This is a genomic window from Streptomyces kryoterrae (assembly GCF_054072135.1).
This window is the reverse complement of record NZ_CM133358.1, coordinates 327,254-348,014: the sequence shown is the minus strand read 5'-3', so window position 1 is coordinate 348,014 and position 20,761 is coordinate 327,254. Positions and strand designations below refer to the sequence as shown.

Here is a 20,761-nt window from a genome sequence, read left to right as displayed (position 1 = left end):
CCCGAGGGTCTTCGGCAGTCGGGAAGGCCGACGCGAACCCGCCGACGACATCGGCACGGGCCGACACGACGTCTGATCATGGTCTCGCGGCGTATGCCACCTGTGACCATGGACGGTGGACGACCGTGCATTCGCTACTGCGAAGCAATTAGAAGGTGACGAGGATTTCATCGAACCCGCCGGTGATCCGGTGCTCCTGCCAGCGCAGCGACTCCTCGGGTACCGCGAGCCGCAGGTTGGGCAGCCTGCGGAACAGCCGCTCGAACACCGCGGTCAGCTCGATCCGGGCCAGCACGCGGCCGATGCAGTGCCGGGTGCCGTGCCCGAACGCAAGGTGCGACTTGGGCCTGTCCCGGCCCAGGTCGAACAGGTCGCCGCCGGGGAACGCCTGGCCGTCGATGTTGGCCGCGCCGATGGCCAGCATCACGGCGTCTCCGGTCCGGATCACTGTCTCGCCGACGGTGATGTCGCTGTGCGCGTAGCGGGGTATCAGCGCGTTGGATCCCTTGCCGCCGACCGCCAGGCGCAGGATCTCCTCGACCGCGGCCGGCGCGAGTTCGGGATTCTCGGCCAGCAGGGCGCGCTGGACCGGATTGCGCAACAGGAGCAGGACGCCCAGGTCGATGCGCACGATGGTGGTCTCGTAGCCGAACAACAGTACGGCGTTACCCAGTTGGGCGATCTCCGCATCGGACAGTGTGCCGTCCTTCTCGGCGATCAGCTCGGACAGGATGTCGTCGCCCGGCTCGATTCGCTTGCGCGCCACCAGTTCCATCATGTAGTCGACAACCTGTTGGAAGGTGTTCGCCGCGTGCTGGCCGTCGCTCTCGTCGAATGTGCCTCTCGCCCACTGTCCGAACAGCTCGCGGTCGGCCAACGGCACGCCGAGCAGGTCGGAGACCACCATGGTCGGCAACGGGAACGACAGCGCGCGGTGCAGGTCGACCGGTGCGGTACTGGCGGCCAACTCGTCGAGCAGCTCGTCCACGTGGTGCTCGATCCGGGTCTTCATCATGCGCATCCGGCGCGTGGAGAACCGGGGTACGAGCAGCTCGCGCATCTGTGGGTGGTTGGTGGCCTCGGTGGCGTAGTCGTCCCCGGCCATCAGCGCCATCATGAAGCTCCTGGCCGCGCTCTTGGCCGACTGCTCCGGGTTGGGATTGCTGAGTCCGAGTCGGTGGTCGGCGAGCAGTGCCCGCACCTCGTCGTAGTGGGTGACCAGCCAGGCGTCTTCGGTGGCGGTCCGCACTCTGGTGATCGGCCCCTCCTTCTGCAGCGCGCGCATCTGGGGTGCGATGCCGATTATGTCCGGGTTGTCGAACGGTAACGTCGCGAGTTCCTTCATGTAGTCATGCTCACATGATCAAGATTTTTGTGTCAATAAGTTATGAGTCAAGGATCTCGCCAGTTGAAAAATTAGTTGACTGTATACGACCGACGTGTTTGTGATCGACGTCCGAGGGAATGTCGAAGCCGTTACTTGGTATGGGCGACAGATAGCGGGACATCAGTTGCCCTTCAGGGATAGTGCCTGGTCCAGGCGGCGTCGATCCCGAAACGTACCAACCGTTAGCACGCGCGGCCCGGTCGCTGAAAGTGTGGAAGGAATTCACCAGCGTCGCGCGGTGAATTGGCTGTGTGTGGTTTGCTGACGGCTGTCTGCGGAGACCGCCAGGTCAATCTCATCGGCTTCCATGAGTACCTCTGAGAGTGCCTGCCTGGCTATCCGGTCGGTGATTTTTTGAATCCCTGATGGACTTATGCTGCAGAATTCCGCGAACTCGACTTCCGGGGAATTGCGACAACTTTACTTCTGCTTGGCCACTTCGCGGCCGACAGGTGAGGGCGAGCGCCGGTGGCGAGGATCAGAGGGCTGTAGGGGAGCCGACTGCCGTCGTCCGGCCGGACCGGCCGGCTGGGCCCGGTCGATCGCGGCGGCGCGGAACTCCGCGGACAGCGACGGGCGTTGACCGGGTGTGCCCGGCTCGGTGCCGAGGGCGGCAGGGAGCCGCCGCAGCCCTCCTGTCGCAGGGAGTCCGCGGTCATTACCCCGGCCGCGCCGACGCCGGCGAGGTCGGGCCGGTCGTCACCGCTGGGTCGCCGGACGCGGACGACCGTGTCCGGCTTCGGGAACAGCCGACAGCTCGGTCGGCGGGTGTCGCGCAGCGGGGCCGCCGCGCACTCCAGCATGTCCGTCTCCTCCCCGTCGATGACGGGAATGAGGTCCACGTCCACCGGGGCGACGTACACCTGGCGGGTCGCGCACAGCCGATTGCCGCCGGACGCACCGATGACGCCGGGGATCGTGCCGACGGCGCCGGACATCACACCGAGGCCGGCCGTCACATCGAGCACGGCCTCGGAGCCGTCGGGCTGGATGTGGATCACCTGGGGCACGGCGGGTCTTCCTCACCGATCGGTGGACGGCGCGGCAGCGATCACCGCCCAGTGAACGGGAGCGCCGCACGCCCGGGCAACCCCTGAGGACCCCTATCCGGGACGGGTAGGGGTGGCAAACCGGCCGGGGTGACCGGATAGCGGTGGACGGGCGGCGGCGCGCGCAGCAGTCCCGGCCGGACGGTGTAGAGGACATGCGCGCTCGACGTGAACAACTGCTGGGCCGGCGCGGGGAGATCGGCGACCTCGTGCCACTCCCAGCGGCGGATCAACCGCCGCTCGGCGACGACCGGCGCGCGGGTGTATGAGGCGATGCGGACGGCGGTCGTCAGCGGTGGCATCTCGTGCGTGGGGTCCGGCGGTGGCGGGACGCCGGGCGCCGGGTTCGGCTCGCCGGTGTCTGAGGCGATGCGGACGGCGGTCGTCAGCCGTGGCATCTCGTGCGTGGGGTCGATCGGTGGTGCGACGGTCGGGGTCCCGGGTTCGGCTTCGGTGGCGGGACGACCCGGGCCCCGGCGGAATCCGTGACCAGCCCCGTCACCTCCGTCGACTCCCGCACTCCGGCGTCATTCTTGCCGCCTGGCAGCTCCCCTGGGTTCAGGGACCACCCGAGCAGTACCCACCCCGCCGAATCGGTGGCGACGACCACGGCCTCCGTCAGGGCAGGCGCCGAAAGGACGCCGCGGCGCCGCGCGAGAACCACATGCCCTCGGCACGGCAGTTTCCTGTCGTGCCGAGGGCTGTCCATCAGGGGACGCCGGGTTGCCACGGCCGAGTTGTCGACCACGCGGGGGAGACGTGCATGCCCCTTCGGCGTTCGGCGGGATCCGTGTACGCGGTCCACGGCAGCGTCGAGAAGACGACGACGATCGCCTGCCGCCCTGGTGTCAGGCTCGTGCCTGGTTGACCGAAGGTGTCACCTCCTCGGCCTTGTGCGGTGGCACGGGCTCGGGTGCGGTGGCCGGGGGAGCGAACATCAGCCGTAGTCCGAGGGTGGCGCAGAGTGGGCCCAGTGCGCACATCGCGGCGGCACTGACGAAGGCGGCGTCCAGGTGGCCGGCGTCGTAGCCGAAGCCGCCGAAGTACGTGGCGAAGAGGGACGCGAAGCCGAAGAACATGCCCGGGACGAGAGCGAAGGGCTTCAGCTGGCCGGTCGCCAGCAGTGTGCCGTTGACGACGAAGATCACTACGGCCAGGGCGAGGGTCCGGGCGAACGCGCCGGTGCCGAACATCGTGCCCGTCTCCCGGTTGAGCAGCACGGCCACCACACCGAACCCCGCCCCGGTGGTGGTGGCGGTGACCATGGCGATCGCGTTGGAACGGCTCGGCCCGCCCTGGAGGAACGTTCCGGCCCAGGTGATGAAGATGGCCCAGGTCGGCATCTTGAGCGGGCTCATCAGCAGGAAGACGGTGGCGAAGGCGACGATCGAGGCGCTGACCTCGTGTGGCAGTTTGACGCGTCCGATGCCCATGGTCACGCCAGCCCGCCCGGCTTGGCCAGCAGTTCCTTCAGACCCGCGTCGATGAACTCGGTGTCCTTGGGGTTGCTGCCGTGCCCGGCGAAGTGGCCCCAGATGCCGGGGATCACCCGGAGTTCGGCCCCCGGTATGTGGCTGACGGCCCAGGCCTCGTCCTCCGGCGGGAAGTAGAGGTCCTTCTCGGCCGGCATGTCGAGCGTGGTCGCGCGGATCGAGCCGAGTGCCGCCTCGGTGTCGCCGTCGAAGCCGGGGGTGAGCCCGACGTCGCCGTTCTGCCAGGTCCAGAGCATGGTGAGCAGGTTGTTCGGGTCGCGGCCGTCGAGGAAGAAGCCCTCCCAGAAGCCGACGAGGAAGTCTTCGAGGGAGGTGTGACCGAGCTTCTCGTACTCCTTCTCCCAATAGAACGCCTGCGAGAAGCCCCAGCCCGCGTACACCCGGGCGAGCGCCCGCAGTCCGGTGGTCGGCCACTTCTCGTCGTACCAGCCGCCGTTGTAGACCGCGTCGGCCGTCAGTGCTGCCTTGACGCCTTCCAGGAAGACCTTGTTGTGGATGCTGGTGCGCGGGGAGCCGCAGAAGGGGGCGATCCGCTCGACCATCTCCGGGTGGCTGACGGCCCACTGGTAGGTCTGCCCGGCACCCATCGACCAGCCGGTCACGAGAGCGATCTTCTCGATGCCGAACTCCTCGGTGACCAGCTTGTGTTGCGCCTCGATCTGGTCGTACACCGTGATGTGCGGGAAGCGGGCGCGGTCGTACGGCGGCGGGGTGTTGCTCGGTGACGTGGACAGGCCGTTGCCGAGCATGTTCGGGACGATGATGAAGTACTGGTCCGGGTCCAGGGCCATGCCGGAGCCGATGAGCCACTCGTTGTCCCAGTGCCGGCCGGAGTACCAGGTGGGGTACACGATCACGTTGGACTTGTCGGCGTTCAACTCGCCGTACGTGGTGTAGGCGAGGGTGGCACCGCGTAGCGTGGCGCCGTGCTGGGTGGTGAAGTCACCCAGCTGGAAGGTGAGTTGTTCACTCATGGGATGTGTCCTCTCGGGGGACGGCGGGGGATGGCACTTTCAGGAGGTGACGGCGCACTGGCCTCGGTCGGCCTTCCTCGGTCCCTCGGCCGTCGGCTTGATGTCGAAGTCGAAGATCGCCGTGGGGAGGTAGAGGGTGCTGCAGGCGTTCGGGATGTCCACGACTCCGCTGAGCCGGCCCTCGATCGGGGCGGAGCCGAGCAGCAGGTAGGCCTGCTCGCCGCTGTAGCCGAAGGTCGTGAGGTAGTCGACGGCGTTGAGGCAGGCGTTGCGGTACGCCAGCGTCGCGTCGAGGTAGTGGTTGGTGTCGGTCCCGTGGTCGACGGAGATGCCGACGAACGAGATGAACTCGGTGTACTGCGGCGCGACGTTGCCGGGCATGAAGATCGGGTTGGTGGTGACCCCGTACTTCTCCATGCCGCCCTTGATCAGGTCGACGTGCAGGTCGATGTAGCCGCCCATCTCGATGGCGCCGCAGAAGGTGATCTCGCCGTCGCCCTGGCTGAAGTGCAGGTCGCCGCCGGAGAGCAGGGCGCCGGGGACGAGGACGGGGTAGAAGACCCGGGAGCCTCGGGTGAAGTTCTTGATGTCGTGGTTGCCGCCGTTCTCGCGGGCCGGGACGGTGCGGGCGCCCTCGGCGGCGATACGGGAGGCGGTCTCGCCGCTCGCCGTCCCGGCCAGGGCGTTGTCGGCCAGTGGGGGCAGGGCGAGCGCCGGCACCCGGTGCGGGTCGGTGTCGATGAGGGCCTGTTCGCGGGCGTTCCAGCGGGCCAGCAGTTCGGCGGAGGGCGCGGTGCCGAAGAGGCCGGGGTGGGTGATGCCGGTGTAGCGGACGCCGGGGATGTGGCGTGAGGTGGCCTGCTGGCCGTGGAAGTCCCAGACGGCCTTGTACGAGTCGGGGAAGCGGTCGGTGAGGAAGCCGCCGCCGTTGTCCTTGGCGAAGACGCCGGTGTAGCCCCAGCCCTGTCCCGATCCCTCGCCCTGTGCCTGCGGTACGGGACCGAGGTCGAGGATGTCGACGACGAGCAGGTCGCCGGGCTCGGCGCCTTCCACCGCGATGGGACCGCTGAGCATGTGGGCGTGGGTGAGGTCGACGTCACGGACGTCGTTGGCCGAGTCGTTGTTGCCGATCTGGTTGTCGGTCCAGTCCCGGCACTCGATGCGGAAGTCCGAGCCCGGCTTCACGGTGACGGCGGGCGGGATGTCGGGGTGCCAGCGGTTGTGGCCGGGGACCTTCTGGTCGCGCATGGACATGGCCTGGTCGACGCTGAAGACGACTTCGGGCATGGGACTGCCTTTCGTGCCGGGGATCGAGTGACAGGAGACAGGGAGACTGGGCCCGAGGGCTTCACGGTCGGGGGCTCACGGCTCCGGACTCAGGGCTTGGGCAACCGGGCTTGTCGGGGGTCGGTGGTCGGGGCCGGCCGGTGGTGGGCCGGGGGTATCTCGGTGACCACACGAGGTTCGTGAGCGCTGGCCTCCTGGGCCCGCAGGGCGCGGCTCAGAGGGAGGGGGGTGCGGGGCAGCATCGGTGCGGTGAAGACACGGTGGGCCTGGTGGCCGCACGTCTCGCAGGGCTCTTCGGACAGAGCGCGGCCCATCGGACGGATCACGTCGAAGGTTCCGCAGCCCGGGCAGCGGTACTGATAAGTCGCCATGGACAACCCACTTCCAAAAGCTTCGAGATGAAAGTATTTCCAACCGAAGTAATTGGGCAAGGGTTCACCGTGTTACGTGCGTGTAAAAGGATGTCCGCGCCGCGGTGACGGCTACGGCAGTTGCTGGAGCACGTCCCACTGCAGCCCGTCGGCCGCGGCGAGGAACACCCGCTGGTGCAGGTGCCGGTCGCGGATCTGGACGGTGCCACGCGGAGTCTCGTACTCAAGGCCCTCGGCGGCCGACTGGATCCTGGTCATGTCCGTACCGCCGGCCCGGCGCAGCAGCTCGGTGAGCATGCGCACGCCCTCGTAGCAGGATTCGCCGAGGCTGTTGAGCACCGGCGCCGCGGGGCCGAACCGACGGCCGTACGCGGCGGCGAAGTCGAGGCCGGACGCGGTGGGCAGGTCCTCGAAGTAGCCGGCCGAGGTCATCAGGCCCCGGGTGTTCTCCGGCCCGGTCGCCAGCAGGACGTTCTCCTCGATCAGCGAGCTGAACCGGATGTGGTCGCGGTCGAGTCCGGCGGCGGTGAACGCGCGGTTGAAGTGCACGGCGTCGTCGCCGATCAGCAGCATGAGTACGGCCTCGCAGTCGCTGGCCGCGACCCGGGCCAACACCTGGCCGAAGTCCTTGGTGCCGAGCGGAACGTACATCTCGTCGCAGACCTCACCGCCCAGTTCCCGCAGATAGCGGTGGGCGGCGCGGGCGGAGGAGCGGGGCCAGACATAGTCGTCGCCGACGATCGTCCAGCGCCTGATGCCGAGTTCGCCGGCGAACCACCGTAGTGCGGGCCGCAGTTGGCGGGCCGGGGTCTCGCCGGTGAGGAACACGCCGGGGGAGCGCTCACCGCCTTCGTAGAGGGCGGTGTAGACGTACGGCACGCGGCCGTCGATGCGCGGGGCGACGACCTCGCGGACGGCGGAGATGTGCCAGCCCGCCACCGCGTCGACGACGCCGCCGGACACCAGTGCGTCGATCTCGGTCGCCACCTGCTCGGGCGGAGCCCCGCCGTCGACGAGCACCAGCCGCAGCTCCCTGCCCAGTACGCCCGAGGAGGCGTTGACCTCTTCGGCCGCGAGCTGGGCGCAACACTCGCAGGACGGCCCGAAGATCCCGGCGGGACCCTGGAGGGGTATCACCAGGGCGACGTCCAGCGCGTCCCGGGCCCGGTCTGCCGGAGAGCCGAGCCGGACAGACGCCTTCTCGATCATAGGGCTCACAGTAACGATTGGTTGCTACGAGAATATTTCGCAGCGATAAGGAAATGACTGTATCGTGGAACCACTTCACCCAAACCTTCTCTGCGGCGCGAGTGCGCACGACCGCCGTAGAGCACGTAGCGCACCCCCACACCACGACGACACTTGGCAGGGCGATGACCACCACCCCGGCGGCCGTATCCGAACTCGACTTGGCGCGAGCACTCACGCTTGTGGAGCGGAGCGTCGTCCAACGGCTCGGTGATGCGCTGAAGGCGCAGGGCGGAACGCTCGAGGAGTGGCGCGTGCTGTCGTTCCTCGGAGACGGCACCGGCCACGCCATGGCCGAAGTCGCCGAGTTCGCGCTGCTGACGGCGCCGACCCTGACCAAGGTCGTCGACCGCATGGTGTCCCTCGGCCTCGTCCTGCGCCGGGTGGACGACACCGACCGGCGGCGCGTCCTGGTCTTCGCGTCCGAGCGGGGAAATGAGGCGCTGGCCCGCTGGACATCGGTGGTCGAACGTGAACAGGATCGCATCGTGACCGCTCTCGGCACCGAGGAGACGGCCCTGCTGCGGACGCTTCTCCAGCGGGCATCGAGGCGACTGGGCTGACAGACGCGCGCCGAGGTGGCCGGGAGACGGTCCCGAATCACGATGTTCTTGCCGGTCCGGCGCGATGCGGTGATCGCCGGGTGTCACGAACACCGCGCTCCGGGGTGCGGCCGAACATCCGGCCCTTCAACCCCACGAGCCGACCGGTCCGCCGCTCGTCGCGGCCTTCGCGAGGCATTTCTCTCCGTACCCGTCGGCCCGGGGCATTCCGGCACCCCACCACCAGCAGGTCCTAGCTGACGGGTCTGGGCAGGCGCAGGTGGGCGACGATCTGCTTGCCCGTCTCCAGGCCGATGGTGGTCAGCTGGTCGCACAGACGGGTGACCAGCTGAAGGCCGTGCCCGCCGACGCGGCGGATGTCGTATGCGGGCAGTTCGGGCGGGCGAGGGGAGCTGTCACGCACGGTGATGCGCAGCAGCGCGGCGTCAGGTGTCACCTCCAGTGCCAGGCCGCCCGGACCGGGTGCGTGACGCAGCGCGTTGGTGACCAGCTCACTGACGACGAGCTGGGCGTCCTGGCTCGGTCGGTGGTCAGGGTTGTGGCCGGCATCGGCCAGCAGCGTGCGCACGGCCGCTCGGGCGTCCGCCACCGACGCGTCTGTCGTGTCCCAGGCGGCGCTGTATCGCAGGGCCGTGGGTTCCTGTTCGTCCGATGCCCGGGTTTTACGCGGGATGACCATAGAACTCTTCCCGTGGATCGTTTCCGCTTCATCGCTGGTTGCCGTTATCGCGTAATTTCGCCTACCCACTGTCGCCTTGTTCATCTCGATTCGGCCGCTCGTGTCTGTGAGGGCGTTGTGAGGGACGGGCAACCAACGGGCGGCTCGGCGGAAGGCCGGGCGGGACCTGGGAGAGCTGAAGATCACCACCCGAGACGCCGCCACCGTCCCGTGCTGGAGATCACCGGCGAACTCGACCGCACGAGTGCACCCGAACCACGTGAGCTGCTCAGCACGCTCACCCTCCAGCCGGGCCGGCGCCTCGTCCTGGACCTGGCCGGCATGGAGTTCTGCGACTCGAGCGGACTCACCAGCCTGATTGCAGCCCGCAACCATGCCCGAGCCGCCCGTTCGGACATCGCCCTGGCAGCCGTCCCGGCCCACACGCTGCGGGTACTGCGCATGGTGGGCCTCGACCGGATCTTTCCTGTCCTCCCCGACAGCCACTCCGCCGCTCGGCCCTGACTCCGGCGGCGTTCCGCACCACACCTACGCGGCTGCACGCATACTCCGGACGCCGGACTCCCGCCAGCAATGAGGCGCTCGGGCGGGGCGGACGGAGCCGCAGGAGGTGCTGTGGCTGCCGGCTTCGTGATGCGCTCCATCTCCGTGGGGAAGCGGGGTGGGTGAGTTGCGGTCCGCCGGCCTCGTGCCTTCGTCCTCACTGCCGAACATCCTCTACTCAGGCCGGAGTTGAGTACCTGTGCTCATACCCGGCGCCTGCCGCCCGGCCAGGATTGGGGCAACGGCGCGGCAAGAGCGCCGGTCTGATCCTGCTGATCCTGTTGGGGGAATTTCTGATGGCGCGTCGTATTGTTCTGGCCGTTGCCGCCGGTGTTGTCGTCCTCGGTGGTGCCGGAGCCTTCGCCCTGGCCTACGCCGGGGAGCAGCCTCTGTCGGTGGCGCACGGCGCCGCCCGGTTCGCGGCCCCCGTCGGCGACCGCGACGGCTCGTTGACCTTCACCACCGACGTCACGGCGTCCTCCGGGGTAAAGGGCGTGAAGGTCCTGGCGTGGCCGGCGAGTTCGTCCTTCTTCGCCAAGCAGGGGCTGACCGCCAAGGACATGGCTTCCGTGGAGTCGGCCGTGTGCAAGCCGTCCGGTGGGGACACCGTGCGCTGCACCTACACGGTCCCCGTCACCCGCGCCGACGTCGAGACGTCCGAGCGGGGTGTGTGGCACGTCGCCGTGCTGGCCACCGCGAAGGACGGCGAGACGAAGCTGGTCACCCAGGCCGCCGACTTCACCGTCGCATGATCCGGGGCACCTGGCACTTCATCCGGTTGACCGGCTCCGACCCCATCGGCGAGCCGTTATCCGAGGCGTCGGCCCGCCCGGCCCGCCCGTCCCGGCAGACGTGACGGGCGCGGGCCGGCGCTTCAGCTCTGGGCACGTCTTCGCCTCCAGGCTGCACGCGGACCGCGTGGGCTTCGGTGACGAGCCGTCACCCACCCGGCGACATCATCTTCAACGGGCGCTTCCCGGCTAGGGTTTGGCCCTGACGAGTCCGGCGTCGTACGCCAGGATCACGGCCTGAACGCGGTCGCGGGCCCCGATCTTGGCGAGGACCCGGCCGACGTGCTTCTTCACCGTGGACTCGGTGAGGACGAGCCGTTCGGCGATCTCGGTGTTCGTCCAGCCCCGGCCGACGGCGACCAGGACCTCTCGTTCGCGGTCGCTGAGGGCCCGCAGCCGGGGGTCCTCGGCCGTGGAGACGCCGGGCGGGGCGAGCACCTGGTGGGCGTAGGCGTCCAGGAGGCGCCGGGTCAGGCTCGGGGCGACGACGGCGTCGCCGGTCGCCACCGCGTGGATGCCCGCGACGAGTTCCTCGGGCCGGGCGTCCTTGAGCAGGAATCCGCTGGCGCCGGACCGCAGTCCTTCGTAGGCGTACTCGTCGAGGTCGAAGGTGGTCACGATGAGGACGCGGGTACGGCCGCCGGAGGCGATGATCCGGCGGGTGGCCTCCAGACCGTCCATGCCGGGCATGCGGATGTCCATGAGGACGACGTCGGGGCGGAGTTCCGCGGCCAGGCGGACGGCCTCGGCCCCGTGTTCGGCCTCGCCGACCGGGGTCAGGCCGGGAGTGCCCTCCAGGAGCATGCGGAACCCCATGCGTTGCAGGGGCTGGTCGTCGGCGATCAGCACGGTGGTCACGACAGCTGCTCTCCCGATGCCGGCAGCGCGGGCGCGGAGGGCACGGCGAGCACGACGTCCACGATCCAGCCGGGCCCGGCGTCGCGGGGGCCGGCGGTGACGTCACCGCCGTACATGGCCGCCCGCTGCCGGATGCCGACCAGGCCGTGGCCGGGATCGACGCCGGCCTGTGGCCCCGGCTCTGCGCGTACGGGGGACCCCGGCGGTGTTCCGGTGTCGGTGATCCGGATCCGCAGCCGGCCGGCCGCGGCGGCCACGGTGACCTCGGCGGTAGCGCCCGGACCGGCGTGTTTGAGCGTGTTGGTCAACGCCTCCTGGACGATGCGGTAGACGGTGAGCTGCACGCCGCCGCCGAGAGAGTCGAGCGTGCCCTCGGTCCGGTAGATCACCCTCAGTCCCGCTGCGCGGACCCGCGCCAGGAGGGGATCCAGATCACGGATGCCCGGCTGCGGACCGAGCAGCCGTTCGTGCTCCTGCTCCTGGCGCAGTACGCCGAGCACGCGCCGCAGTTCGCCCATGGCCTGGCGCCCGGTGTCGCCGAGAATGCGCAGCGCCTCGGCGGACCGCTCGTCGCGGTTGGCGGCGAGGACGGCGGCGCCGTCTGCGACGCTGACCATGACGGAGAGGTTGTGGCCGACGATGTCGTGCATCTCCCGGGCGACCCGGGCGCGTTCGGCGGCGGCGGTGAGCTGGACGCGTTGGTCGCGCTCGATCTCCAGGCGGGCGGCGCGGTCCTCCAGCGCGGCCAGGTACATCCGGCGGATGCGCAGGGTCAGGCCGACGGCTACGGCCGCTGTCGCCGTGCCCAGCACGAAGAACAGCCCGAGCAGCGGGCGCTCGACCCGAGTCAGGAAGCAGACCGCCGAGGTGAGACCGACGAAGGTGACCGCGACGGCCCAGCCGAGGACGCGCAGGGAACCGCACACAGCCAGTGTGTACAAGGTGACGAGGGCACTGACGCCGGCCTGCTGCCAGACACCCATCGACCACTGGACGATGGACACCAGCATGATCACGAAGAAGGCGACGGCCGGGGCCCGGCGGCGCCACCACAGTGGCACGATGAGCGCGGCGGCGAAGAGGCACAGAACGCCGGTCGGAGGCTGACCGTGGCTGCTTGCCTCCCCGAAGGGCCCGTTGCTGCCGGGGGAGAGCAGGTCGGGCAGGCTGACCAGGGCGACCACCAGTACCACCGCGGTGTCGAGCAGCCACGGATGGCGTACGTCCAGTTCACGATGGCGGCTCTGCCCGCGCAGCAGACGGCCCAGGAGCGGGTGCGCCCAGGCGTCGTCGAGCCCGGAGGACGGCGGGAGCGTCCTCCGGGCGGACGGCGCGGCGGCTGCCGCGCGCTGTGGACTCATGGACCTCATTGTCGCTGGTTTCGGCAGCTCAGACGTCGGTCCGGACCAGGCGGAAGGCGGCGCCGGCGAGGGTCAGGGCCACCCAGCCGGCGAAGACCGCGAGCCCCGCCCCGGGCGACAGTGAGTCGGCGGACTGGTGCAGGGCGTAGACGGCCGAACCCGCGTTGCTGGGGAAGTAGGGGTTGATGTTGTCGTACACGGAGTCGGGCAGCAGCGAGGCGAGACCGGGGAGGATGAGAAGGATCCCGACGAGGGTGGCGATGGCTCCGGCGGAGGAGCGAAGCAGCATCCCCAGCGCCACGCCGAACACGGCGACCAGTCCCAGATAGACGCCGGCACCGGCCAGGCTGCGCAGCACGCCGACGTCACCCAGGGACAGCGCGATCTTCTCGCCGTCCAGGCCCAGTGTGCCCAGCTGGAACGCCGCCAGCGCGGCGATCGTGGTGAGGACCAGTGCGATCGGCCCGATCACGGCGCTCTTCGCCCACAGCACGGGCAGCCGGCGCGGCACCGCGGCGAGGGTGGAGCGGATCATGCCGGTGCTGTACTCACCCGCGGAGAGGAGCACGCCGAGCACGCCCACGGCCAGCGATGCGAAGGTCACGCCGGTCAGGGCCAGACTCACCGCGTCACTGACACCGGAGTTCGGTCCGGGCCCCTGATTCGTGGCGGCGTCCGGACCGTAGGTGGCGGACGCGATCGCGCCGAAGGCGATCAGCAGGACCACGCCGACGGCCAGCGTGATCCAACTCGACCGCAGCGACCAGAACTTGGCCCACTCCGAGCGCAGTACCCGGCGGCTGGTCACCTCGCGAACCAGCGTGCCGGAGATTTCCGGGGCGAGGGTGGTGGAGGTCATCAGGCGGCCTTTCGCTCGGTGTCGGCAGGAGCGCTCTGGTACTCCACGGCGTCGTGGGTGAGTTCCATGAAGGCCGTCTCCAAGGACACGGCCTGCGGGGTGAGTTCGTACAGCGCCACCCCGTGCTGAGCGGCGATCGTCCCGATCTCCCGGGCGTCACGTCCTACGACCACCAGTTCCTCGGCGGAGGCCGAGCTGATCGTGACCTCCGGGCCGGCCAGCAGCGAACGCAGCTTGATGGCTTCGGTGGTGGCGACCTTCACGCCGGAGCCGCCGGCCTCCCGGGTGAAGTCGTCGACCGTGGTGTCCGCGAGCAGCCGGCCGCGTCCGATGATCACCAGGTGGTCGGCGATCAGGGCGGTCTCGCTCATCAGGTGCGAGGACAGCATCACGGCGCGGCCCTCGTCGGCCAGGCCGCGCAGCAGGTTGCGTACCCACAGGACGCCTTCGGGGTCGAGGCCGTTGACCGGTTCGTCGAGCATGACGATGGCCGGGTCGCCCAGCAGGGCCGAGGCGATGCCGAGCCGCTGGCCCATGCCCAGTGAGAAGGCCCCGACCCGCTTGCCGGCCACGCTGGTCAGCCCGGCCAGCTCGATGACCTCGTCGACCCGGCCGCGGGAAATGCCGTGGGTGTGCGCGAGCGCCATCAGATGGTTGAAGGCGGTCCGGCCCGGGTGGACGGACTTGGCCTCCAGCAGGGTGCCGATCTCCTGGAGTGGAGCGGCGTGCCGTGCGTAGGACTTGCCGTTGACCGTGACCGAGCCGGCGGTGGGGGAGTCCAGACCGATGATCATGCGCATGGTCGTGGACTTGCCCGCGCCGTTGGGGCCCAGGAAGCCGGTCACCTCGCCCGGCTTCACGATGAAGCTCAAGTGGTCGACGACCGTCTTGTCCCCGTACCGCTTGGTGAGCTCTCGTGCTTCGATCATGGGCGGGCCCTTCTCGCTTCGAACTCGGCCGCGAACGCGGCGCGGCATCTGTGTTCGAAGTTACGGGCGTCGTCGGCCGGACCTCTGGGACCACAGGGGAATCTTCGGCAACCCGGTGGTACCTCGGTACCAGTGGGGCACGCCTACGCCTCCTCCTTGCGGCCCATGATGCCGTGGTTCTCCGACCGTCGGCCGTCGGTTCTCGGAGGGTGGGCGTACAGGCGGTGGCGCGGCAGCCGGGGGCTGCCGCGCCACCGGTGCGGGGTACCGATGTACTGGGTGGGGCCGGCTACGGGGCTACGGCTCGGCCGGTCGCCGGGGAGATCTTCCCGGCGCACAGGCCGCGGCCGGTCAGGCCCTGCGCGATGCGTGGAACCGCGGCGAGCGTGTTCGCGGACCAGTCGTGCATGAGGATGACCTGCCCGTTGGTGAGCCGGGCGGCGGCCTGCACGATCGCGTCGGTACTGGCGCCGTTCCAGTCCTGTGAGTCGACGTCCCAGATGATCTGGGTCAGACCGTACTTGGTGGCGACCGCTTTCACCGTCGCGTTGGTCTCGCCGTACGGCGGTCGGAAGAGCACCGGAGTGCCGCCGCCCGCGTTGGCGATGGCCTGCTGGGTCCGGGAGATCTCCGAGTCGATCTGTGACTGGCCGAGCTGGGTCAGATGCGGGTGGGTGTAGCTGTGGTTGCCGACCCACATGCCGGCGTTCACCTGGGCGCGGACCAGGGCCGGGTTGGCGGCGGCGTACTGGCCCTGGTTGAACATCGTGGCCCGCAGCCCGTTCCGGGTGAGGGCGCCCAGCAGGGCCGTCGTGTTGGTGGACGGCCCGTCGTCGAAGGTGAGTCCGACGTATCCGTTGCAGGCGGCGGCCTGCGCCGGGGCGGCGGGGAGGCCGGTGAGGGTGGTGGTGGTGGCCAGAGCGGCGGCGGCCAGTAACGGGAGACGCCGTGCTTTCACGAGGGTCATGGTCAGCCCACCGTGATGTTCGAGTTGCCGCTGCTCTGGTAACCCTCGGTGGCGAGGATCATGTAGTAGCTGAAGCCGCCCATGGGCATTCCGGCGCGGGCCCAGGCGTCGAAGTGGTTGCCGGTGGTGATGGTGCCGCCGGTCCGTTTCGACTGCCGGACGCTCCAGTACTGGTTGAAGGTGCGGGTGCCTTCCACCGACGGGGCGTTGTAGCGGGTGGTCTGGTAGATGTCGTACGTGCCGCCGTCGCTGGTGACCGTGCCCTTGTACGTTCCCGTGGGCCGGTAGGTGCCCCAGTTGTCGACGATGTAGTACTCGACGAGCGGGTTGGACGTCCAGCCGTACAGCGCCAGGTAGGCGTTTCCGGACGGGTTGAAGCTGCCCGAGTAGCTCACGGTCCTGCGTGAGCCGTTGCTCCAGCCCTTGCCGGCCACGAAGTTCCCGGTGTTGCGCCATGAGGTGCTGTAGTTGCCGCCGGAGTTCAGCGTCATGGAGACGGTGCCCGGGGCGTCGGTCCAGAACGAGTAGTAGTAGCCGTTGTTGGTGCCGGTCTGGTTCGTGGTGACGACCGTGGCGGCCTGAGCGGTGCCGGGCAGGGCCAGTGCGGCCACGGCGACCAGCAGCATGGTGCAGATGCCGCTGATGAACAGCCTGAGCCGGGATGCGGGTGCGGGTGCTGTGTTCATGTGCGTGTTCCTCCTCGTCCTCGTGGGACCGATGGGGGCTGCTGAACACGCGACAGTGTTGGCCGGGTCACGACAGGTGTCAAGAGTTTCGGTTTTCACTTCGAAACATTCGAAATCGCTGCCGGCTGCGCCTGAGGGGAGTAATTCCTGTTGAGTGGCGTATTTGGCTCGATCGATGAGGACGACGGTAGCTCGCTTTGATGTATCACTGAAGACTTGAGTAAATGCTTCAGACCCATTTTTTCGAATGTTTCGAAGCATTTGCCGATCTCGACATGTGACCGGACGCTCCTCAGCCGCGCCCGGTCTCGGCGGCGAAGGCGTCGAGCAGCGCGAAGACGCGCGCCGGCTGTTCGAGATGGGGCAGGTGGCCTGCTTCCGCCACGACTTCGAAGCGGGCGTTTGTGAACGACGCGGCGTACTCCTTGCCGTAGGCCGGGGTCGCGATGCGGTCGCTCTCGCCCCACAGGACGAGGGTGGGGATGGTGACGCCCGCGAGGCGGGGGCGGAGGGTGGGGTCGCTCATGGCGGGGCCGCCGGAGAAGATGCGCAGGGCTGCCATGTTGGACTGTATGAGGGCGAGTCGCTCGGCCGGGAAGGTCGCCGGGTCGACGTAGAACCGCTCGGAGTTGTGGTAGGCGTACTCGGCGACGCCTCGCGCGTCGAGTGCGAAGAAGTCCCGGATCGGTTCGCCGTCGACCTCGATGCCTGCCGAGTCCATGAGGGCGATCCCGCTGATCAGGCCCTCCGTGTCGGCGGTGGCCAGTTCGGCGGCGATCCAGCCGCCGAGCGAGGAGCCGACGACCAGGACGTCAGAGAGATGGCGGTCGCGGAGAAGCTGCAGGTAGGCGGCGGCGAGGTCGGCCACGGTGGTGAAGTGGTCGGGCCTGGGGGTGCCGTTCCAGCCCGGATGGGTGGGCAGCAGGGTGTGGGCCGTCGAGCTGAAGTGTTCGGCGATCGGGGTGACGGTGGCGGGGCCACCACCGCCGTGCAGGACGAGGACGGGGCGGCCGGTGGTGGGGCCGGATTCAGTGAGTGTCAGTTCCGAAGTCATGACCGGAACTATAACTAAGGATGTTTATATAAGCAAGTTTAGTCATTGTGTTACTCTGCCGAACATGACCGTTGAACTGCAGGTCCTCGGCAGGGCCGTGAAGGCCGCCCAGTATCGCCAGCACCGAGGGCTCGACAGTCGCCTCGCGTCGATCGGCAGCACGCTCGCGCAGTGGGACGCGCTGCGCGCGATCGGTCGCACGCCCGGCGCCAGTGCCCGGGAGTTGGCGGCGGCGACTTTCCAGAGCGAGCAGGCGTTCGGCACGCTCGCCGGCCGGCTGGTGGCGCAGGGGCAGGTGGACCGGCGCCCCGGGCACGGTCGACGGTTCGAGCATCACCTCACTGCCGATGGGGAGCGGATGCTGAAGGCGGGCCACGAGGTGGCGAACTCGGTGCTCGCCGAGTGCTTCGAGGCTCTGACGGAGACGGAGCGAGAGGCACTGCTGGGACTGCTGCGGAAGATCGAGAACCGCCCCGGGGATGAGAACAACCCCTGATGAGAACCTGGAACGCATGGAACACGCCTTCCGCATCGTGCGGCGACCGGTCGGACCAGCGCCTCGTCAGGGCCGCGGTGGGCGAGGGGTTGGCGGGCGGCCTGGAGGAGTTTCGCGGCGCCATGTACCGCTGCGGTGTGCGGTGCGGGGACTGGTTGGAGGGGAGCGTGCGGCTGCCCGGCGAGGCGGTGGGTGATGTCGGGTCGTGGTGCGCCCCCGTGGCGAGGAGCGCGGCCCGCTGGAGGTCGTCGAGCGTCTGGGTCGTGCGGTGCTGGTCCAGCATGGCGGTCACCATGGCGACGACCGCTTCGGTGATCCGCGCGGGCGGGGTGCGGTGGTGACCGGCTCACCGTCAGCCCCCATCACCTGAGCGGCGCACCGGCCGTCACCGTGGTCACCGGCGGGGACGGGTTGCGCTCGTGCAGTCGGATGACCGTGCCCGCGGTACAGGTGTACTGCCCGGACGCCTCGGCAGGTGAGTCTCTGTCCTGCTTCCGGGCCGGCAGGGCCCGCACCTGCACCCCACCACACGGACTGGTGGCGATGACGTGCACTGGCAGCCGCAGGTGAAACTGCCGATGAAGGCACATTCATCGGATGTCAAGTCGGGATCTAGTCACCATGGTCCCCATCATCCTCTTTCCATGTCCCATTGACCCGATCAATTATGTCCAGAACCTTGACGAGGGCATGCAATGTCGCCGATTCTGCGGGTCATCCAATGTATCGGCGGGAGGGGATGGGGCATGCCTGGATCATCCTTGTTCAGGCATGTATTCATCGGACCTATAGCGACAGAGCTGCCGCCTGCAGCTGCGCGCCCTCGCCCTCCCGAGGGCCACCCGCCCCCGACTGCGCCTGTTCGCCCCCTCCTCGGAAAGGCCACTCCATGACCCCCATCTCCCGGCGGGCCTTCGTCGCGGGCAGCTCAGGAGCCGTGCTCACCGCCGGCTCCCCTACGGCCTGGGCCGGTCGCTCGCACCACCGCGATGTGCACGGCGGCCTGCTCGACGACGCCGCGATGGTCTGGAAACGCGTTCCTGGCAGCTGGCAGGAAGGTCCCTTCCTGGGCAACGGCTACATGGCGGCGCACATCTACCGGAAGCCGGGCGAGGGCAACGTCCTGCGCATCATGATCAACAACGGTCTGGTGCAGGACCAGCGCGGCCAGTGGGAGGCCGCGATCGGCTACTCACGGCTCGGTGTCGGCTGTCTCACGCTCACCTTCGCCGGTGCCATCACCGCTGTGGACTGGCGGCTCGATCTCGACGACGCCGAGCTGACCGGCACGATCACCACCACGCAGGGCAGCGCCACATTCAGCGCCCTGATCCTCAACCACCGCGACGTGCTGCTCGCCCGGCTCCGGCCCACCGCGGGCGAGGAAACAGCGGCCTGGGGTTTCACCCCGTTACCGTCACGGACGACCCGCACCATCCGGCTGCCGCCCGACTACACCGCCAACCCGGACCCCGCCCTCGCCCCGGGCCTCGTCGAGCAGCCGCTGCACGCGGGCGGCGGCTACTCCACCGCCTGGCGCGAGGTCCGCTCCGGTACACAGCGCCTGCTGGCCGCCTCCATCGCGTACGGCCACCCGCACTCGACGGGCCGCGAGGAGGCGGTCCGCACGGTCGACGAAACTCTCGACGGCTCCCCGGACCGCGACATCGCCCGGCATCGGCGCTGGTGGCACAGCTTCTACCGGCGCAGCCTGGTCTCCGTACCCGACAAGAAGGTTCAGCGCTTCTACTGGATCCAGCTCTACAAGCTCGCCTGCGCCACCCGCGCGGGCGGCCCGGTCACCCCGGTGTTCGGCCCCTGGTTCCCCGAGTCGGGCAACGGCTGGACCAACATCTGGTGGAACACCAACGTCCAGGTCACCTATCCGGCGGCCAACGGCTCCAACCACCGGGAGCTGGACGCCATCACCCCCACCTTCGCCCGCTACCACGAGAACCTGGAGACCAACATCTGGCCGGAGCTGCGCGACGGCGAGACGTACGCGCTCTGCCACCCCGGCGACTGGAAACTGCGCTCGGGCCCGCGCTACGTCGGCCGCCCCGGCGTCAACCCCAACGACCACACCGGAAACCTCATCTGGGCGCTGCACAACGCCTGGGTGACCTACCGCCACCACATGGACGACGAGGTGCTGCGCCACGTCATCCACCCGGTGCTCACAAAGGCGGTCAACTACCACGCCCGCTTCCTCACCGAAGGCACGGACGGCAGGCTGCACCTGCCCGAGACCCGCTCGCCGGAGTACGCCAACGCCACCGACTGCACCTACGACCTGTCGCTGCTGAAATGGGGCTGCGCGACGCTGCTGGCCTCGGCGAAACGGCTGCGGCTGAACGACCCGCACGTGGCGCGGTGGCGTGACATCCTCGCCAGGCTGGTCCCGTACCACGAGAACGAGGACGGCGTGATGATCGGCGACGGCGTCCCCCTCGCCGAATCGCACCGGCACTTCTCCCATCTGCTGTGGCTGTACCCGCTGCAGGAGAAGCTGGATCGGCGCACCTTCGACCACTGGACATCGAGGCAGGTGCGCTGGCACGGATACAGCTACGCCGCCGCCTCGTCCATGGAGACCCTGTTCGGCAACGGCGAGCAGGCACTGTCCTATCTGCGGTTCTTTCTCGACGGCAACGTCGTCGACGACTGCGCCCTGACCCCGAACACGATGTACCGCGAGGGCTCCAACTTCGCGCTGGAGAGCCCTGTCAGCGCGGCCCAGTCGCTGCTCGACATGGTCACCCAGAGCCACGGCGGCGTGGTGCGGGTGTTCCCCGCAGTCTCCTCCGCCTGGTCGGACGTCTCCATCTCCCAGGTCCGTACGCAGGGTGCCTTCCTGGTCGACGCCTCCCGGACCAACGGCCGAACCGACTGGATCGCCGTGGCGAGCGAGGCGGGCGAACCGCTGGTGCTGCGGCACGGCATCGACGGCGAGATCGAGGTCCGCGACAAGGCGAACGGTTCCCGGCTCCCGTACCGCGACCGCGGCGACGGCACGATCGCCGTCGGCGTGCGCCGGGGCCGTACGGCTGTGGTGACCCGCCGTGGTGAACGGCCGCGCCTCGAACCGCGGAACGTCCCGGCCGACGGCGATGCCCCGCAGTGGGGACTGACCTGACGACACCACCCGACCCCCACCCCCCATCAA

Annotated in this window: 21 protein-coding genes and 1 pseudogene; 6 read left to right on the top strand and 16 right to left on the bottom strand. The window is 69.0% G+C overall.

Features of this window, described 5'->3' with window-relative positions; all coding sequences use genetic code 11:
• Window positions 1-148: 148 nt before the first annotated feature.
• The 8 genes from penM to ACW4TU_RS01025 all read right to left on the bottom strand — a co-directional run bounded on the left by penM (window position 149) and on the right by ACW4TU_RS01025 (window position 7,770).
• Window positions 149-1,345: a pentalenolactone synthase gene (gene penM, locus ACW4TU_RS01060; RefSeq protein ID WP_457423627.1), complete on the bottom strand. Its 1,197-nt coding sequence runs from the start codon at window positions 1,343-1,345 to the stop codon at window positions 149-151.
• A 413-nt stretch (window positions 1,346-1,758) separates the two neighbouring features.
• Entirely contained in the window at window positions 1,759-2,397 is a 639-nt protein-coding gene (locus ACW4TU_RS01055; RefSeq protein WP_457423625.1) for a hypothetical protein, read from the bottom strand.
• A 41-nt stretch (window positions 2,398-2,438) separates the two neighbouring features.
• Window positions 2,439-2,834: a hypothetical protein gene (locus tag ACW4TU_RS01050; RefSeq protein ID WP_457423623.1), complete on the bottom strand. Its 396-nt coding sequence runs from the start codon at window positions 2,832-2,834 to the stop codon at window positions 2,439-2,441.
• 450 nt (window positions 2,835-3,284) lie between these two features.
• Complete coding sequence (locus ACW4TU_RS01045; protein ID WP_457430639.1) at window positions 3,285-3,869, bottom strand: DUF1097 domain-containing protein; 585 nt, start codon at window positions 3,867-3,869, stop codon at window positions 3,285-3,287.
• Window positions 3,870-3,871: 2 nt separating this feature from the next.
• Window positions 3,872-4,903 carry an alpha/beta fold hydrolase gene (locus ACW4TU_RS01040; protein WP_457423621.1) on the bottom strand — a complete coding sequence of 344 codons (1,032 nt, stop codon included), beginning with the start codon at window positions 4,901-4,903 and terminating at the stop codon, window positions 3,872-3,874.
• Window positions 4,904-4,942: 39 nt separating this feature from the next.
• Window positions 4,943-6,190 (bottom strand): formamidase, encoded by a 1,248-nt coding sequence (gene fmdA / locus ACW4TU_RS01035; RefSeq protein WP_457423619.1) that lies wholly within the window; start codon window positions 6,188-6,190, stop codon window positions 4,943-4,945.
• A gap of 89 nt (window positions 6,191-6,279) precedes the next feature.
• On the bottom strand, window positions 6,280-6,561 hold the full coding sequence (locus ACW4TU_RS01030) for an FmdB family zinc ribbon protein (protein WP_457423617.1): 282 nt from the start codon (window positions 6,559-6,561) through the stop codon (window positions 6,280-6,282).
• Between the two features lie 111 nt (window positions 6,562-6,672).
• A complete protein-coding gene (locus ACW4TU_RS01025; protein WP_457423615.1) occupies window positions 6,673-7,770 on the bottom strand; it encodes a substrate-binding domain-containing protein in 1,098 nt (365 codons plus the stop codon).
• A gap of 164 nt (window positions 7,771-7,934) precedes the next feature.
• Here ACW4TU_RS01025 and ACW4TU_RS01020 point away from each other — a divergent pair, with 164 nt between their 5' ends.
• On the top strand, window positions 7,935-8,372 hold the full coding sequence (locus ACW4TU_RS01020) for a MarR family winged helix-turn-helix transcriptional regulator (protein WP_457423613.1): 438 nt from the start codon (window positions 7,935-7,937) through the stop codon (window positions 8,370-8,372).
• A 232-nt stretch (window positions 8,373-8,604) separates the two neighbouring features.
• On the opposite strand, the gene ACW4TU_RS01015 is transcribed toward ACW4TU_RS01020, so the two are convergent.
• Window positions 8,605-9,051, bottom strand: coding sequence for an ATP-binding protein (locus ACW4TU_RS01015; protein WP_457423611.1), 447 nt, complete (start codon window positions 9,049-9,051; stop codon window positions 8,605-8,607).
• Between the two features lie 166 nt (window positions 9,052-9,217).
• Here ACW4TU_RS01015 and ACW4TU_RS01010 point away from each other — a divergent pair.
• Window positions 9,218-9,555: pseudogene (locus ACW4TU_RS01010) on the top strand (STAS domain-containing protein).
• Window positions 9,556-9,890: 335 nt separating this feature from the next.
• Window positions 9,891-10,346 (top strand): DUF5707 domain-containing protein, encoded by a 456-nt coding sequence (locus ACW4TU_RS01005; protein ID WP_457423609.1) that lies wholly within the window; start codon window positions 9,891-9,893, stop codon window positions 10,344-10,346.
• Between the two features lie 228 nt (window positions 10,347-10,574).
• On the opposite strand, the gene ACW4TU_RS01000 is transcribed toward ACW4TU_RS01005, so the two are convergent.
• From ACW4TU_RS01000 to ACW4TU_RS00970, 7 genes are all read right to left on the bottom strand, one after another.
• Complete coding sequence (locus tag ACW4TU_RS01000; RefSeq protein ID WP_457423607.1) at window positions 10,575-11,243, bottom strand: response regulator; 669 nt, start codon at window positions 11,241-11,243, stop codon at window positions 10,575-10,577.
• On the bottom strand, window positions 11,240-12,604 hold the full coding sequence (locus tag ACW4TU_RS00995) for a sensor histidine kinase (RefSeq protein WP_457423605.1): 1,365 nt from the start codon (window positions 12,602-12,604) through the stop codon (window positions 11,240-11,242). Before ACW4TU_RS00995 ends, ACW4TU_RS01000 begins: the two co-directional genes overlap by 4 nt.
• A gap of 28 nt (window positions 12,605-12,632) precedes the next feature.
• Complete coding sequence (locus ACW4TU_RS00990) at window positions 12,633-13,463, bottom strand: ABC transporter permease (protein WP_457423603.1); 831 nt, start codon at window positions 13,461-13,463, stop codon at window positions 12,633-12,635.
• Complete coding sequence (locus tag ACW4TU_RS00985) at window positions 13,463-14,392, bottom strand: ABC transporter ATP-binding protein (protein WP_457423601.1); 930 nt, start codon at window positions 14,390-14,392, stop codon at window positions 13,463-13,465. The genes ACW4TU_RS00990 and ACW4TU_RS00985 overlap by 1 nt, the downstream gene beginning before the upstream one ends.
• A gap of 289 nt (window positions 14,393-14,681) precedes the next feature.
• Window positions 14,682-15,359: a polysaccharide deacetylase family protein gene (locus ACW4TU_RS00980; RefSeq protein ID WP_457423599.1), complete on the bottom strand. Its 678-nt coding sequence runs from the start codon at window positions 15,357-15,359 to the stop codon at window positions 14,682-14,684.
• Between the two features lie 2 nt (window positions 15,360-15,361).
• Window positions 15,362-16,045 carry a glycoside hydrolase family 11 protein gene (locus ACW4TU_RS00975; RefSeq protein ID WP_457423597.1) on the bottom strand — a complete coding sequence of 228 codons (684 nt, stop codon included), beginning with the start codon at window positions 16,043-16,045 and terminating at the stop codon, window positions 15,362-15,364.
• A 292-nt stretch (window positions 16,046-16,337) separates the two neighbouring features.
• Complete coding sequence (locus ACW4TU_RS00970; protein WP_457423595.1) at window positions 16,338-17,099, bottom strand: alpha/beta fold hydrolase; 762 nt, start codon at window positions 17,097-17,099, stop codon at window positions 16,338-16,340.
• A 64-nt stretch (window positions 17,100-17,163) separates the two neighbouring features.
• Between ACW4TU_RS00970 and ACW4TU_RS00965 the strand changes: the two genes are divergently transcribed.
• The 3 genes from ACW4TU_RS00965 (at window position 17,164) to ACW4TU_RS00955 (ending at window position 20,731) form a co-directional block, all read left to right on the top strand.
• On the top strand, window positions 17,164-17,595 hold the full coding sequence (locus ACW4TU_RS00965; protein WP_457423593.1) for a MarR family winged helix-turn-helix transcriptional regulator: 432 nt from the start codon (window positions 17,164-17,166) through the stop codon (window positions 17,593-17,595).
• Window positions 17,595-17,936: a hypothetical protein gene (locus ACW4TU_RS00960; RefSeq protein ID WP_457423591.1), complete on the top strand. Its 342-nt coding sequence runs from the start codon at window positions 17,595-17,597 to the stop codon at window positions 17,934-17,936. Before ACW4TU_RS00965 ends, ACW4TU_RS00960 begins: the two co-directional genes overlap by 1 nt.
• A 548-nt stretch (window positions 17,937-18,484) precedes the next feature.
• A complete protein-coding gene (locus ACW4TU_RS00955) occupies window positions 18,485-20,731 on the top strand; it encodes a glycosyl hydrolase family 95 catalytic domain-containing protein (RefSeq protein ID WP_457423589.1) in 2,247 nt (748 codons plus the stop codon).
• Window positions 20,732-20,761 lie beyond the last annotated feature (30 nt).